The sequence below is a fragment of the Bacillus sp. SRB_331 genome, assembly GCF_003264175.1.
Lineage (GTDB): Bacteria > Bacillota > Bacilli > Bacillales > Bacillaceae_G > Bacillus_A > Bacillus_A mycoides.
The window spans coordinates 67,934-83,271 of the sequence record NZ_NADV01000044.1 but is presented as its reverse complement, the minus strand read 5'-3'; the positions used below and the strand labels follow the sequence as shown (position 1 = coordinate 83,271).

The 15,338-nt window shown below is 32.6% G+C and carries 15 protein-coding genes and 1 pseudogene; 12 read left to right on the top strand and 4 right to left on the bottom strand.

The window, feature by feature from the left end; all coding sequences use genetic code 11:
- Positions 1–9: 9 nt before the first annotated feature.
- Genes exsE through B5P42_RS26100 form a run of 4 tightly spaced genes read right to left on the bottom strand, consistent with a single transcriptional unit; the run spans position 10 to position 2,954 of the window.
- On the bottom strand, positions 10–966 hold the full coding sequence (gene exsE, locus B5P42_RS26115) for an exosporium protein ExsE (protein WP_113735565.1): 957 nt from the start codon (positions 964–966) through the stop codon (positions 10–12).
- A complete protein-coding gene (locus B5P42_RS26110) occupies positions 963–2,033 on the bottom strand; it encodes a hypothetical protein (RefSeq protein WP_016119984.1) in 1,071 nt (356 codons plus the stop codon). Before B5P42_RS26110 ends, exsE begins: the two co-directional genes overlap by 4 nt.
- Positions 2,026–2,469, bottom strand: a complete 444-nt coding sequence (locus B5P42_RS26105; protein WP_113735564.1) for a hypothetical protein — start codon at positions 2,467–2,469, stop codon at positions 2,026–2,028. Before B5P42_RS26105 ends, B5P42_RS26110 begins: the two co-directional genes overlap by 8 nt.
- A complete protein-coding gene (locus B5P42_RS26100; protein WP_113735563.1) occupies positions 2,466–2,954 on the bottom strand; it encodes an RNA polymerase sigma factor in 489 nt (162 codons plus the stop codon). The genes B5P42_RS26105 and B5P42_RS26100 overlap by 4 nt, the downstream gene beginning before the upstream one ends.
- Positions 2,955–3,230: 276 nt before the next feature.
- On the opposite strand from B5P42_RS26100, the gene B5P42_RS26090 reads away from it, so the two are divergent.
- The 12 genes and pseudogenes from B5P42_RS26090 (at position 3,231) to B5P42_RS26030 (ending at position 15,048) form a co-directional block, all read left to right on the top strand.
- Complete coding sequence (locus tag B5P42_RS26090; RefSeq protein WP_002012250.1) at positions 3,231–3,869, top strand: response regulator transcription factor; 639 nt, start codon at positions 3,231–3,233, stop codon at positions 3,867–3,869.
- Between the two features lie 4 nt (positions 3,870–3,873).
- Positions 3,874–4,974, top strand: a complete 1,101-nt coding sequence (locus B5P42_RS26085) for a sensor histidine kinase (protein WP_078203058.1) — start codon at positions 3,874–3,876, stop codon at positions 4,972–4,974.
- 124 nt (positions 4,975–5,098) lie between these two features.
- A complete protein-coding gene (locus tag B5P42_RS26080) occupies positions 5,099–6,037 on the top strand; it encodes an ABC transporter ATP-binding protein (RefSeq protein ID WP_113735562.1) in 939 nt (312 codons plus the stop codon).
- A 36-nt stretch (positions 6,038–6,073) separates the two neighbouring features.
- Positions 6,074–7,183, top strand: coding sequence for an ABC transporter permease (locus B5P42_RS26075; RefSeq protein WP_113735561.1), 1,110 nt, complete (start codon positions 6,074–6,076; stop codon positions 7,181–7,183).
- Position 7,184: 1 nt separating this feature from the next.
- On the top strand, positions 7,185–8,330 hold the full coding sequence (locus tag B5P42_RS26070; RefSeq protein ID WP_002086373.1) for an ABC transporter permease: 1,146 nt from the start codon (positions 7,185–7,187) through the stop codon (positions 8,328–8,330).
- A 129-nt stretch (positions 8,331–8,459) separates the two neighbouring features.
- Positions 8,460–9,671, top strand: a complete 1,212-nt coding sequence (cls, locus tag B5P42_RS26065) for a cardiolipin synthase (protein ID WP_113735560.1) — start codon at positions 8,460–8,462, stop codon at positions 9,669–9,671.
- Between the two features lie 319 nt (positions 9,672–9,990).
- A pseudogene (locus B5P42_RS26060) lies at positions 9,991–11,193 on the top strand (AHH domain-containing protein); the annotation flags it as partial.
- A gap of 40 nt (positions 11,194–11,233) precedes the next feature.
- Positions 11,234–11,806 (top strand): imm11 family protein, encoded by a 573-nt coding sequence (locus B5P42_RS26055; protein ID WP_016094337.1) that lies wholly within the window; start codon positions 11,234–11,236, stop codon positions 11,804–11,806.
- Between the two features lie 230 nt (positions 11,807–12,036).
- Positions 12,037–12,609: an imm11 family protein gene (locus B5P42_RS26050; protein WP_044441565.1), complete on the top strand. Its 573-nt coding sequence runs from the start codon at positions 12,037–12,039 to the stop codon at positions 12,607–12,609.
- 330 nt (positions 12,610–12,939) lie between these two features.
- The gene (locus tag B5P42_RS26040) at positions 12,940–13,392 is read left to right on the top strand and encodes a YrhA family protein (RefSeq protein WP_044441571.1); all 453 of its coding nucleotides are present in this window, start codon (positions 12,940–12,942) and stop codon (positions 13,390–13,392) included.
- A gap of 287 nt (positions 13,393–13,679) precedes the next feature.
- A complete protein-coding gene (locus tag B5P42_RS26035) occupies positions 13,680–14,249 on the top strand; it encodes an imm11 family protein (protein ID WP_113735558.1) in 570 nt (189 codons plus the stop codon).
- A 229-nt stretch (positions 14,250–14,478) separates the two neighbouring features.
- On the top strand, positions 14,479–15,048 hold the full coding sequence (locus tag B5P42_RS26030) for an imm11 family protein (RefSeq protein ID WP_044441576.1): 570 nt from the start codon (positions 14,479–14,481) through the stop codon (positions 15,046–15,048).
- Positions 15,049–15,338: the final 290 nt, after the last annotated feature.

Below are 15,338 nucleotides of genomic sequence, written 5' to 3'. Positions count from 1 at the left end.
GAAGGTTTCTTATTTTTCGATAACGCTCATATTTAAATTATAAGCTTTCTCAATATTTAATTTGTACGTTCCATTTCCTGTTTTTATCGAGTTTTTATACCAATGTTCTTGCCCATTTAATTCTAGATTTTCTTCTGAAGAATTATTTTCTTTTTTCGCTAAATCTTCTACTTGTTCCCAAGGTGTGTTTCCGTGAGTTTCTTTTTGATTTGTTACGGCTGTTAAAGAAACATCACTTTCTTTAGTTAAATGAACAGATACGTTTGAACTGTTTTGTACAAACCAATTATTTTGTAATTGACCTGGATAAAGAGATAGTTCGTTATTCGAAGCGCGGATCTCTACATTTTTATTTTGCGGAAGAACGAGTGTTTGTTTCACCTGTGGTGCGAAGTTAAAAAACGTATGCTGAACCGGTAATGGTTTTAACGTTATATACATCGTTTCTCCAGCCGTTTGAACTGAAAGGAAATCCTCTTGTTTTAAATTAGGTTTTTCATTTGCCTTTGTCGTCATTTCATATGTTCCAAAAAGATGAATTTGATTTGTATTATTTCCCTCTATCGTTAGAGGGTGATGCCCCGCATCCACTACGATTTTTTTGATAGATTCAGGTATATCAAGTTGTCCGTCTGGAATATTACTCGTTTGTCTAGTTGTGTTAATAGAATGACGAACTTCTTCTAGCAATCCAGTTGATAATAAGCAGTAAAAAGCAATTCCAACACTTCCTAAAACTCCGATAAAGAAAATACTAAAAATATCATATTTAATAAATGAATGTTCCTTCTTAGAAAATAGAAGGTATAGTAAAATTTCAGCGCCAAGTATGATAAGTAAAACAGGCCACCAGGCTGTTAATGTATCTAATGCTTGAACTCCTTTTACGACTGAAAATAGTAAAAAGCAACCTAATGTAATAATGGAGAGCCCCATTGAGAATGTTCCAACGCGCCATGTTCTCATTCGTTTGTACCACCTTTGTTTTCTTTATTTCCAAGTAATAATTTAAAGCCGCCACCAATTAAAAGGAGAGCAACGATAGATGTTTGGAAATAGCGATAATATAGTTCGCTAAGATGAATATTAAATATAGTTGCAAAATAGTCATTCAAAATAGGAAGGACTGTTTGATCTAATAAATAATAACCACCGAGTGTAATTAACCCAATACCGATCCATCTTTGATGATTTATAAAATAGTCAATGATAGGTTCGTCATTTACACGTTCTTTTCCGTATTTTGCAGTTTGCTGTAACGCATCAAAAAAGCTATAGAACCAAATGATTGGTACTAAAAATAAAAACGCAGAAAGTCTTAATAAGTCGAGCAAATAAATAGATAGTAAAAAGGCTGCCATAAGCTGAAGACCACGGCGCTGTAAGCCTAAATACATATGTCCTGCTCCAGGAAACATTGCTAAAATGGAAGCGAATGTTTTATTTTTCTTTCCTTGTTCTCGGTGCTCTTCAAACTCTTCGAAAATAGTACGGTCATCTAGTTGCTCTCCGCGTTCTTTTTTCTGTAGTTGTTGAACAACATCAAAGAAGTTATAAATCCATAAAACAGGTAGCGTAATAAGGAAGATAAGAAAACTTTCTTGAGATGTTAAGAGTGCAACGAATATAATCATACTTCCTATTCCTGTACAAGCTACTAAAAATGTAAGTCCTCGCTGCATAAGTCCTAATTGAAAATGACCAAGCCCAGGAATGATTGATAGAAGAATGATATAAAATCGTTCGCTTTCTTTAGAGGACTCTGTAAATTCTCCGGCTGCTTGTTTTTTCGATTGATTAATAATAGTGATAACTAAATCTAATAAATTGATCGCCCACAACACGACTAGTAAAAATAGAGAAAGAAAAGCAATATCACGCGCTCCTAATGCTATTGTACAAAATGCTGCAAAGATAAATAGAAATAAAGCCCCGCCGCTATATAAAATAAATCGTCCGAATTTCTTTAAATATAAATGTCCAAGCCCAGGAATTAGCCCTAACACAAGTGCTAAAAAGGGATTTTTATTCATGCTTTGAACCTCCGTCCTTTTTTGATGTGTCTACTGATTTGTTTACAATTTGTTGTGAGATAGAAGACTCGTTATGTTTTGAAGATTTCTCGAAATTTGATGTCGCTGTGAAAATATACTGGAATAAACCACTTACCATAAAAATAATTGTAGCCGCAGTCGCAATTATGTAGTGAATAATTGTGCGCTTTAGTGAGTTTGTTTTTATATTTTCATTAGGCTGTAACGTTTCAAAATTAATTTGCGTCATAACTTCGTTCGTAAATGAATCATCATTTATCATTGGAAGGTTTTCGTGTTGTTCATCAATACTTTCCATATAAAGTGCTAAACAATGATCACATTCATAAAGATGTTCTTCCATAGATTCACGTTCATTGTTTGGTATAACATCTAATGTATAATTGCGCCAATCTTCTTTTGAATAATGCATCATAGAAACTCTTCCTCCTTCCAATGTTTTTTAATCCATTTTCTTGCCCGATACAGTTTCATTTCGACTGTTTTCACTTCAATATTTTCTTGCAAAGCAATTTCTTGATAACTTTTTTCTTCTAAGTAATGTGCGAGAACGACGTCACGGTAATTGTCGGGAAGTTCTCGCAGTTTTTGAGCAATGAGTAATTTTTGCTCTTTCGTCAATAATAATGCCTCAATATTATGAGAGGATTTTATATTTTCCGCAGTTTCTTTACATAAGGAGAGTTCTTCGTTTTCTCTAGCTTTTTTTCTCTTATAATCAATAGCGTGATTGGTGGCAATACGTGCCATCCACGTTTTTAATCCGCGAAATTGATAATTTGGGAGAGAGGCGTGAATTTTTACGAATACTTCTTGTGTAACATCTTTAGCATTTTCTTCATGTCTTAAAATGGAAAAGATAACTTGAAAAATATAATGACGATATGTTTGTACAAGGATACGAAAAGCATGTTCGCTTCCTTGCTGTGCTTTTGCAACTAATTGTTTTTCCTCAATCGGTCTCTCCCTCCTTTTTGACGCATTCTATTATATAGACGTAAGAAATGATAAGTCACCCTACACATGTTATAAAAAAAGAATAATATATTTTTAGCAGGAGGGCTATATGAAAAAGGTGTGAAAAAATGGTAAAGAGAAGTATATAATGAGCAAAGAGGAAATGCTACATGGAGAAAGGATGTGAATGTTAGTAGGATAAGGTCCATACTAACAAACATGAAAATTAAAATATTAATAGCCGATGATAATTCTTTTATTAGAGAAGGTATGAAAATTATTTTAAATACATATGAAGAGTTTGAAGTATTAGATACCGTAAATGATGGAAAAGAAGCTGTAGCGTATTGTAAAAAGTATGAAGTTGATATTGCGCTTTTAGATGTTCGTATGCCAAACATGAACGGGGTAGAGGCAACGAAGTTAATTTGTGAAGAGACAAAAACGAAGCCTCTCATTTTAACGACATTTGATGATGATGAATATATTTTGGACGCAGTAAAAAACGGAGCGAAAGGTTATTTATTAAAAAATAATGATCCGGAGCGTATTCGTGATGCGATAAAAGGAGTTTATAACGGTCAAACTGTTATGCAAGATGTAGTGCTTGATAAAATTAAGTCTAATTTAATGGAAAGTAAAGAGGAAGAATCTAAAATTGATAAGAGCCTTTTCACAGAAAGAGAGCTTAGTATTATCGCATTAATTGCGAAAGGTTTCTCAAATAAAGAAATTTCGAAGCAACTTTTCATATCTGAAGGAACGATTGCAAATTATATTACATCAGTTTTAGGGAAAACTGGACTAGAACATCGCACGCAAATTGCGATTTATTACTTAACAGGGAAAGTAGATTAATGTTATGGAATTTTGGTTAACTGTAAGTAAACTTATTGTCTTTTTATATATAGTGTTTAGCTACATTCATTTAAATGTTACGAACTTACCATGGATTATACTTACTTTGCTTTTATATCTTTCTGTCAATGTGTTGATCTCTATATTTAAAAAAGATACGTACAAAAACATATTAACTTGTGTGTCAATTGGCGTAGTTATGTTATTTACATGGAAGGTTCATCCGTTTTTTATTTTGTTTTTACCTTTGAACTTATATGAAATTGCAAATTATTACATAAAAAAGAAATGGTTAATCTTTTTCATTATGATTCTTCCTATTATTTTTATAGGTGAAGGTATTCAAATGACGTATGGACTTATTAGTGCATTTTGTTTTTTTTCCTTAACGATAGCTCACCGCTATATAGCACGATTATTAAAACTAGAAATGCAAAATGATAAAATGAGAAAAGACATACAAAGACTTACGAAAAGCTTAAATGAAAATAAAGATTACATAAGGCAATCTGAATACACATTTAAATTAGAGGAAAGAAATCGACTATCTCAAGAAATTCATGATAAAATCGGTCACTCAATGACAGGTGCACTAATTCAAATGGAAGCAGCAAAGAGATTAATGGAAATAGATAAAGAAAAATCTGCGGAATTATTACAAAATGCCATTCATATTTCAAAAGATGGAATTGAAAGCATTCGGATTACATTAAAAAATATGAAGCCACCAACTGAGCAAATTGGTATTCATCGTATGAAATTATTCATAGAGGAATTTGCTGGTAAGCATGATATAAATATTCCATTCGTATATAAAGGGAACTTAGATATGATTTCACCAATTCAGTGGAAGATTATTGGTGAAAATGTTATGGAGGCACTAACAAACGCGATGAAATACGCTGATGCGACAGTCATCTCAATAGATATTCATGTACTTAACAAGATGGTAAAAGTACAAGTGAAGGATAATGGTAAGGGGGCAGCTCTTGTTAAGAAAGGCCTCGGTATTATGGGGATGGAGGAGCGAACAGCATCAGTAAACGGAAAAATTATTGTAGATGGAACAAGTGGTTTTTCAGTAACGATGTTGTTGCCGATATGAGGGATGAATCATCTCATATGAAAAAAGTGAATAATCTCATGTGAAAAGGGTGAACTTCTGCACTGAGCAGGTTCATTCTTTTTGTTTATAATAAAAGCAGAGAAACCGAAATAGGGGTGAAATGATGAATACATTGGAAATTAAAAATTTAACGAAAAAATTTGGTGACTTCATCGCAGTAGATAATATGTCTTTATCTATTAAAGAAGGAGAGATATTTGGCTTTTTAGGATCAAATGGTGCTGGTAAAAGTACAACGATTAATATGATTGCTGGTTTGTTAAGAAGTAATGAAGGTGAAATTAGCATACTAGGAAAAAATATAAAGAAACATAATCGATTTGCGAAAATGAATATCGGTATCGTTCCGCAAGATATTGCGATTTATGAAGAGTTAACTGCCTATGAAAATGTGAAATTCTTTGCTGGATTGTATGGATTACGAGGAGTCGAGCTAAAAGCGAGAGTAGAGGAAGCACTTCAATTTGTAGGCCTTAGTGATAAACATAAAAGTTATCCGAAAAACTTTTCTGGCGGGATGAAACGAAGACTGAATATCGCTTGTGCAATCGCTCATAGACCGAAGTTAATTATTATGGATGAACCGACAGTTGGAATTGATCCGCAGTCAAGGAACTACATTCTTCAGTCTGTCCGAAAATTAAATGAAATGGGAAGTACGATTATTTATACGAGTCACTACATGGAAGAAGTAGAAGAGATTTGTACGAAAATAGCAATTGTCGATCACGGTAAAGTAATTGCAGAAGGAACGAAAGAACAGTTAAAAGCGATTATTACAGATACGAAAGATATTTGGATTGAAGTAAAGTCAGTAGAAAATTTAGATGTAGAAAATTTAAAAGAGATAAATGGTGTGAAAGCTGTTCAAATTGAAGAGAACGTAATCAAGGTAAACTCGGATGCAGGATTAAATAATTTAAATAAAATTATTCAGCATTTCATTAATCATGACATTGAAATTCGTTCGTTAGAGGAGCAGGCTCCAAACTTAGAGACAGTATTTCTTACGTTAACTGGAAGAAACTTACGAGATAAATAAAGGTAAATGAAGAAAAGGTAAAGGGAGGTTCATCAATTGAACATCTTTAACATTGCAGTGATGCACATTAAAAGAGATTTCAGGGACGTAAGAACTTTAGTTTTTATGTTAGCATTTCCGATTGTACTTATGCTTGTGTTAGGAACAGCGTTAACGAATGCATTTAATAGCGATAGTCAATCGTTTAAGGATATACAAGTGCTATATAAAGATGAAGCAAGTAGCACGTTTTCTCAATCATTTGAAGCATTTACGAAAGAAGTCGATAAATCAGGTATTCATTTTAAAAAAGCTTCCGAAGGTATAGATGGGAAAGAAGAAGTGAAGCAAAATAAATATGCTGCTTATGTAGAGTTAAATAAAGATGGTGCAAAATTTTATGGAAGTGACAAAAGTAGTATTGAGGGAAGTATTGTGGAAGGCATGCTTACAACATTTGTTGATAAGTACAACGTAGTGGCCGAAGTTGAAAAAGTAGATCCGAGTAAGGTTAGCGCAGTTATTTCAAACGGAAATCATAATGATTATATTAAAGAAACATCTTTACAAGCTGCTAAAAAACCAGGTTCTATGGATTACTATGCGGTTGTAATGACGACGATGATTGCACTGTACGCTGCAATGGGGGCGAGTTTTTTAATTCGAGGAGAACGAATACGTAAAACAGGAGATCGTTTAATTGCAGCACCTATAAGTAAGGCTGAAATTTTCATTGGGAAAGTGCTCGGTAGTCTTGTAGCGAATGCACTTTGTCTATTACTTGTCGTTTTATTTAGTAAATTTGTTTTTCAAGCGAATTGGGGCGACCATATTGGAATCATATTTATTATTTTACTAACAGAAGTCTTTTTAGCAATTAGCTTCGGTTTAGGAATCGGATATATTACAAAAACAGGTGAGGCATCTAGAGCGATTATTATGGTTGTTGTGCAATTAGCGTCTATTTTTGGTGGTGCGTATTTCGTAGTGGAAGAAAATTCCGTTACGAATTTATCACCATTAACGTGGGCAAACACAGCTATTATGAAAATTATTTATGCAAATGATGTAGGAGCGGCACTGCCGGTAATATCTTTAAATCTTGGGATTTCAGCAATCTTCTTATTAATTGCGATTATTGCATTACGTAGACGGGAGGGGCTATAGTATGAAAGATATTTTATGGCTCATACAAAAAACGTTATCTGTGCTTCTGAAAAATAAAAAGGGGCTACTCATTATTATTAGCTTGCCGATAATAGGAACGCTCATTTCCTTTTCGATATATGGGAATGTAGGGCAAGGAACGTTAAATATTGGGGTTATAAATAAAGAAAATCAACCTATCGCAAATGATACAGTGAAATTTTTAGAAGGACTCAATCATGTAAATGTTAGTAAAATTAAGGAATCTGAAGTGGAAGATAAACTCACTTCAAAAAAACTTGATGGTGTTATTACATTACAGTCTGGTTTTTCTGAAAGTGTTCGAGAAGGGAAACCGAGTCATATTGAGATTTCATCGATTAAAGGCGATCAAGTAACAGGATTTATAAAATCGTATTTATATAACTATGTTGATAACATCGCTGCGATTAGTAAAGTGGCAGGGGCCGATCAAAGTACGTTTAATAGTATGTACGCTGGTTATCAAAAAAGTTCATTTAAAGTAAAGTCTGAGACACTTGAAGATACTTCAAAAAATAAAGATATGACAAATCAAACGATGGGTTATCTTATTATGTTTATGTTATTTTCAGCAGTGAACTTATCAGGATTTATTTTAAAAGAAAAAGAGAACAGAACGTATTTTAGATTATTATCAACGCCGATTGACGGAAAGAAATTTATATTATCTAATGTCGCAGTAAATATGATGATATTAACAGTACAAATTGTAATTGCAGTATTCTTTATGACGAATGTTTTTCACACAACTATAAATATGCCTTTCATAGTTATGATTGGTGTGCTTATGATATTCGCTTTAATTGCAATTGGTTTATCGTTAGTCATTGTGTCTTTTTCAAAAAGTTCAACTGCTTCAAATGCAATGCAAAATATAGTAATAGTACCAACATGTTTACTTGCTGGATGTTATTTCCCGTACGACATTATGCCGAAAGCAGTACAAAAAGTAGCTGATTTCCTTCCGCAGCGTTGGTTACTAGATACGATTTCAAAACTACAGCAAGGCATTCCATTTTCTGAGTTGTATTTAAATATTTTAATCTTATTTGCTTTTGCGATAGCATTCTTCTTAATTGCTATTTATAAATTTGGAAGAAATAATGATGCAAGGAACTTCATTTAATGAAAAGGTGTGGCGTAATGCCACGCCTTTTTGTATTCGCAAATAAAAGTAAGAAAGACATTTCGTATGAAAAAATAATTTAATGAAACACTACGAAATAGTAAGTAATATGAGCGGAAGGAAATCAAAATGATTAAAAAAATATTGCGAGTTACTTCTATTATTATTGCTATTTTCGTTTTTATTTTAATTTGGATGCATATCGATGTTACTTTAGGAAGGAAAATGGAAGCTGGGAAAAATATGCCGACAGAGTATGCACCTCATTATAGTGACTTTCAATTATATGTAGAAGGGAAGTCGTTTTATAAACAGTTGTTTACTGATATAAGGGAAGCGAAAAGTTCCATTTACACTTATTTTTTTATTTTGTCGGATGATAAAAGTAGCCATACTTTTTTAAACTTATTAAAAGAGAAAGCGAAAGAAGGAGTAAACGTATATTTATCGGTTGATTTAATTAATGATTTATCATTTGAAAGAAAGATGAAAAAAGAATTACAGGAAAGTGGTGTTCATTTTACATACAGTAGAAAACAAGAATTGCCATTCGGATTTTATTCAATTCACCATCGTAATCATCGCCGCATTACGACGATTGATGGGGAGATTGGCTATACGGGTGGCTTTAATATAGGAGATGAATATTTAGGGAAAGATAAGAAATTTGGATACTGGCGTGATTATCATGTACGACTCAGAGGAGAAGGAGCAAAAGATTTAGAAGAGCAATTCGCTTTAGATTGGAAACGAGATGCGAAAGAAGATATAAAGAGGAGTACGAATAAGGCTAGTAAAGGGAACACGTTACATACTATGGTTAGTTACAATGGGCATCATGTCGCTGAAAAATATATAAAGTTAATAAAACAAGCGAAGCATTCGATTGTAATTACAACACCTTATTTTATAGCGAAAAATAAAGAATTAATGAATGCTTTAATTGGAGCGCAAAAACGTGGTGTTACAGTAAAAATACTATGGTCATATAAACCAGATATTCCTCTCATTAAAGAGGCTGCATACCCTTACATCCGTCAAGCTGTTAATAATGGGATTACGGTATACGGTTATAAAAAAGGGATGTTTCATGGAAAGTTAATGCTTATTGATAATGAATTAACTGTTATCGGTACTACAAACTTTACTTCACGTAGCTTTTATATAAATGATGAGATGAATTTCTATATTCATGGTGGATCTATCGTATCAGAAGTGAATGAGGCGTTAACACAAGATTTTCATGACTCGAAAGAAATGACGAAAGAGTTTTTTGAGAAGTTATCTTTTTGGGAGCGTTGTAAGGAGAAATTTGCGGGATTGGTTGATTTTTATTTGTGATGATTTAACTGGAATACTGGAAATGTAGAATATAGTAAATAGAAAGCTGTATTGTTTATTCAAAAAGTTGAGAAGTAAGAAAGAACCTTCAAAAACAGAAGGTTCTTTCTTATTTTATAATTTATTATTGGTAGTTAAAAAATAGTCTGGTCTGGTGGGATCCTCCGCCTTCATTTGCGCCTCGGTAAAAAATCCAATATGTAGTTACAATAAAGTTAAGCTAATGTCTCTATTTTGATTAAGGGTTCTAAGTGAGTTCTAGTTGAATGCTTAAAAAAATGTGGTTTTATAACTGAAATTTTTTATAAATCAAAATAATCATCTATGTGAATTTAACTATACGTCCAGTAATAACTACAGCACAGCTCTTCAACTAGTGGCTAGCATTACTACCGGCCTCGCTGAAGTTCAAAGCGGGAAAGGATTTAGTCCTATAAGTGGTACGTTTAGTACACAAGGATTAAATATGGATTGGACCGTTTCGATTCAAGAAATTGCTGATGAAAGAAAACGTCAAGTTGATAATCTTTTAAAGGAGAGATCAATGGAAGAGGGAGCGGTGTGCAAGAAACCTCCCGAAAAATCTACATCCGAAAAAATTATAGATGGTATTTTAGAAGGTACGGGTCAAGCTGTTGAAGATACAATAGATGGTGTTGTGGCACTTGGTAAATGGGAAACATGGGAGAACATGGGGTACGCTGTTACTCATTTAGATGAAACCTTACCTGCTATGTGGAACACATTGTCAGATTCGTTTATTAATGATGTAATAAGTGGAGACGCTGAAAGTCGTGCTAAGTGGGGAAGTTATGCATTAACACAAGTTGGATTAGGGCTTATTGGTGATAAAGGGATAAGTAAAGTCACGACATTAGCTAAAGGTGCAAAATTTTCTACAGGAATCTCTTCTTTCACAAATAAATTACCGCTGACAGATCGGTTGGCATTTGCAGGTGCGAGTGGATTTGGAAGCAATCAAATAAAAACTTTTGAAGTTTTACAAAAAGCTCGTGAAACATTTATGTTTTCTACGACTGGTAGAAAAAGTAGAGTTAAGGATGTACAAGAGGTAATTAAGGATTATGCAGATAAAGTACTTGATAGGGTAACTGTAGAAAAGGAATATCCTGATTCTTATACGGCATCCCGAGTGTTACGTGAAGAACTAAAAGACGCTGGGATTGATCCGCCTCCATACCATAATGCAGCACATCATATTGTACCGTGGAACGATGGTAGGGCTGTGGAAATACAAAAATTAATGAAAGAGTTTGAAATAGACCCTAACTCTGCTGTTAACGGAGTATTTTTACCAGGATATCGAGCAATAGATAGTAAATATGTAACTACGGAGGCAATGCATATAGGTAATCATGGACCAGAGTATATAGAATTAGTATATGATACACTGACAGAGATTAAAGAGTTTGGTGGTACTCAAGCTGATGCTGTTGCAGCACTCCAGACAATCAGAGAAGGATTATTAGATGGCAGGATAAAACTAAATCAACCAAAGTAATGAAACTTCAGTAAGTAACAGAGCATGTAGGAGGGAAAATATGAAGATTTGGCAATTAAAAAGTAAGTTTAATAACTATGAGTCTTTCCAGTTATTAAATTTTGAAGAAGACCACAAAAAATATATTGATGGAAAAATAAATTCGATAACTCATTTAGCAAATTCATGGGGCAATATATATATAGAGTGTATTGAAGGAGATAATTATAGTGATTTCCCTAAATTTTGGGGAGGAACTGGTGCACCAATGATTAGTGAAAAAGCCAAGCAAGTACTTGAACCTTTAATAGGCGATAATGTTGAATTCTTACCAATTTTACGCAATTCAACTAGTGAGGTATATTACTTGGTCCATGTGTTGAATGTACTAGATGCGATTGATGGAGATAAAGCAATCTTTAAAAAACTGATTACAGGCCTTATAGTAGGTTGTGAAAAGTTCGCATTTGATTTTAATATAGTTCAAAATGAAATGATATTTAAGGTTTACATAAATGGGAAAATTCATCCTACGGCTGTTTTTATTTCGGATGAATTGAAGGTTTTAATTGAACAAAGTGATTTAAAAGGTTTTGAATTTATTGAAGTGTGGGATTCAGAAGAGAGTGTGTAAAGAAATCTAAATTAAATAGATTATTAATGGGACTCCGTATCTAAGAGAGTAAAAAATAAAAAGCTTATGCATTTGTATAAGCTTTTTATTATGAATAAGTGTAGAAAGGGATGGTAATTAATATTCAATATATATTTTAGGATTACAAAGTAAATAGAAATAAACGATTTTTTGTTACGTAATAATCTATTTACTTTAGAAGATACAAGAAATAGTTAAGGAGAATAAGTATGAAAATATGGGAGTTAAAGAGTGGGTTAGATAACTATGAATCTTATCAACTATTAAATCTAAATACGGATTATACAAGGTATTTTGAGGGGAAAGTTGATTCGGCAGTTGAAATGTCCGATTCTTGGGGAGAACTTTTTGTTGAATGTGTAGAAGGAGATAACCATAGTGATTGTCCCATGTTCTGGGGAGAACTTGGTACGCCAATGATTAGTAGAAAAGCAAAAGAGATATTAGAGCCTCTAATCTGTAATAATGTTGAGCTTCTGCCACTAATTCATGATGTTACAGGTGAAGTTTATTACCTAATAAACGTTTTAAATACAATTGATGCAATTAACTACAATAAAGCAGTTTTCGAAAAACTAAGTACAGGGTTAATAATTGGGTTCGAAAAATACGCATTTTTAGCCAATAGAGTTGAGGGACAGATAATATTTAAAACATTTTTAAATCAAAGATTACATTCTTCTACTGTTTTAGTATGTGATGAGTTTAGAAATGCAGTTTTAGAAAGTGGTTTAAAAGGTTTCGAATTTGTAGAGGTATGGGATTCAGCAGAGCACGTATAAAGAAATCCTAAAATTATAAATGACTCTGATAAGCTTGTTGAATTTAGGAAAGCGGGAATCACAGATGCTGATATAGAAAGAATGAAAAAAGGAAACAACCCAAAAGGCTGGCAAGTACATCATGATCTTCCCTTAGATGATGGTGGAACAAATACATTTGAAAATTTAACTTTGATACAAAATCATCCATATCATAAGGTTATAACTAATACACAACGTACGCTAACCAAAGGATTACAACCAGGTGACAGTGTAGACATAAGTTGGCCTATCCCAAAACACAACATCTATCCTAAAGGGGAATAAATAAATTTAGAAAGAGGTTTTTATATGTGGAAAGATCTAATTTTAGAAATCAAAGATATACTGGAAAGTGTTAATTATAAGTTGAATACACCTGCAACGGATACTGAAGTTCAGAGATTAAGAGAACATGCAAAAGAAAAATTAAATGTTGATTTACCAAGTGAATACGTAGAGTTTCTTAAAACTGTAAATAGTTTGGATTTTGATGGATTGGTCCTTTACGGAGTTGATTCTTTTTTACTAGAAACAGAAAAGGGTGAACAAATTTGTGGATTCATAGAAATGAATGAGATTTGGTATGAAAATGAATTTCAAAAAGAGTATCTTTTCTTTGGAGATTCAAATATTGCATGGTTCTGTAAAAATTTATCTGAAGGTACTTATCATGAACTGGATAAACCGTCTGGTACAGTGATGAACACGTATGATGATTTTAAAACAATGCTTGAGGAAGCATTAAAAATAACACTTCTCTAATACATGGATGAAAAGTAACATAAGGAATTTATGTAGTATTCACTCATCTGAAAAGTACCTATGTAAAATGAACGATTATGTGACTACTGAAACGCTAAATATAGGTAAGCGTAGTCCAGAGTATGTTATAGAAGTATACAGATTGTTAAGTGAAGTTAAACGCTTTGGTGGGTACTTAAGCAGAGTCAATTGCTGCCTTGCCTAATATAAGAGAAAAGTTATTGGACGGAAATTAACTTAAATAATCTTAGATGCTTACTAGTTAAATTCTAAAGGAGTAAAAAGGTATGAAAATTTGGCAATTAAAAAGCTCGACTGATGATTATGAAACCTTTCAATTATTGAACTATGAAGAGGATAAAAAATATTTTAAAACTAGTTTTAATTCTATGGTGAGTTTGTCAGATTCATGGACGCCTAAGTTTATTGAGGTAACAGATGAAGGAAAGTCAAGCGATTCCCCTATTTTTTGGGGGAAGTCTGGTGTACAAATAATTAGTGAAAAAGCCAAGAATGTTTTAGAATCTATAGTAGGAGATAATGTTGAATTTTTACCATTAATTCATAAACAAACAAATAAACAATACTATGCTATGCATGTTTTAAGGGTGTTGGAAGCACTTGATACTAATAAAACAATCTTTGATAAGTTAAGTTCAGGTTTAATAATAGGATGTAAAAAATTTGTATTTATTCCTTATGTTGTCCAGGACGAACCGATTTTTAAATTGAATATAAATGGAAAGGTACATCCTAACTATCTTTTAGTATCAGATCAATTCAAAAATGTAATTTTAGAGAGTGAATTAAAAGGTTTTCAATTTACTGAAGTGTGGGATTCAGAAGAGGGTGCGTAAAGAAATCTAATTTAATTAGATTATTAATGGGAATCCATATCTAAGAGAGTAAAAAATAAAAAGCTTATGCATTTGTATAAGCTTTTTATTATGAATAAGTGTAGAAAGAGATGATAATTAATATTCAATATATATTTTAGGATTACAAAGTAAATAGAAGTAAACGATTTTTTGTTACGTAATAATCTATTTACTTTAGAAGATAAAAGAATAATTAAGGAGAATAAGTATGAAAATATGGGAGTTAAAGAGTGGGTTAGATAACTATGAGTCTTTTCAATTATTAAATTTTAAAGAGGATAAAAAGTTTTTTGAAGGGAAGTTTAACTCTACAATAAAACTAGTAGATTCATGGAGAAAGTTACCTGTTGAATGTTTAGAGGAAGGAAAGGCCAGTGACTTTCCACATTTCTGGGGAGAAATTGGTGCCCTAATGGTCAGTGAAAAGGCAAAGGAATTATTAGAATCTATAGTAGGTGCTGATGTGGAATTCTTACCCCTTATACGTAACTCAAATAGTGAGATATATTATTTAGTTCATGTATTGAATGTACTAGATGCAATTGATAGTGATAAAGCAACTTTAAAAAAACTGATTACAGGTTTAATAATAGGATGCGAAAAATTTGCATTTGATAATAATACTGTTCAAAATGAAATGATTTTTAAGGTTTACATAAATGGAAAAATTCATCCTACGGCTGTTTTTATTTCGGATGAATTGAAGGTTTTAATTGAACAAAGTGATTTAAAAGGTTTTGAATTTATTGAAGTGTGGGATTCAGAAGAGCTCTCATAAAGAAATTCTAAAATTATAAAGGGCCTTGATAAGTTTACGATAAAAACTTAAGTCCCCTTGTTATACAAAGTAGGGGACTATTTATCCTACATTAACGAGCGGTAAGATTCCCACCTCAAAATTCGGCTAAAGCAAAGAAGTTAGGTGGGAGATCAAATGCTCGTAAAAGCCCGATTGGAGAAGGCTAATAATCAGTGGGGATGGACAAAACCTCCACTGATTAAAGTTTCACTTTATTTAAGTTTGTTCTATCAACATTATGGTCACTTAAAGCACTTCACTAAAGAAGA

Excerpts from the sequence above, each read along its gene's own strand:
- exsE (WP_113735565.1), bottom strand. The coding sequence starts at position 966 with ATGAGAACATGGCGCGTTGGAACATTCTCAATGGGGCTCTCCATTATT.
- B5P42_RS26110 (WP_016119984.1), bottom strand. The coding sequence starts at position 2,033 with ATGAATAAAAATCCCTTTTTAGCACTTGTGTTAGGGCTAATTCCTGGG.
- B5P42_RS26105 (WP_113735564.1), bottom strand. The coding sequence starts at position 2,469 with ATGATGCATTATTCAAAAGAAGATTGGCGCAATTATACATTAGATGTT.
- B5P42_RS26090 (WP_002012250.1), top strand. The coding sequence starts at position 3,231 with ATGAAAATTAAAATATTAATAGCCGATGATAATTCTTTTATTAGAGAA.
- B5P42_RS26085 (WP_078203058.1), top strand. The coding sequence starts at position 3,874 with ATGGAATTTTGGTTAACTGTAAGTAAACTTATTGTCTTTTTATATATA.
- B5P42_RS26080 (WP_113735562.1), top strand. The coding sequence starts at position 5,099 with ATGAATACATTGGAAATTAAAAATTTAACGAAAAAATTTGGTGACTTC.
- B5P42_RS26070 (WP_002086373.1), top strand. The coding sequence starts at position 7,185 with ATGAAAGATATTTTATGGCTCATACAAAAAACGTTATCTGTGCTTCTG.
- cls (WP_113735560.1), top strand. The coding sequence starts at position 8,460 with ATGATTAAAAAAATATTGCGAGTTACTTCTATTATTATTGCTATTTTC.
- B5P42_RS26055 (WP_016094337.1), top strand. The coding sequence starts at position 11,234 with ATGAAGATTTGGCAATTAAAAAGTAAGTTTAATAACTATGAGTCTTTC.
- B5P42_RS26050 (WP_044441565.1), top strand. The coding sequence starts at position 12,037 with ATGAAAATATGGGAGTTAAAGAGTGGGTTAGATAACTATGAATCTTAT.
- B5P42_RS26040 (WP_044441571.1), top strand. The coding sequence starts at position 12,940 with ATGTGGAAAGATCTAATTTTAGAAATCAAAGATATACTGGAAAGTGTT.
- B5P42_RS26035 (WP_113735558.1), top strand. The coding sequence starts at position 13,680 with ATGAAAATTTGGCAATTAAAAAGCTCGACTGATGATTATGAAACCTTT.
- B5P42_RS26030 (WP_044441576.1), top strand. The coding sequence starts at position 14,479 with ATGAAAATATGGGAGTTAAAGAGTGGGTTAGATAACTATGAGTCTTTT.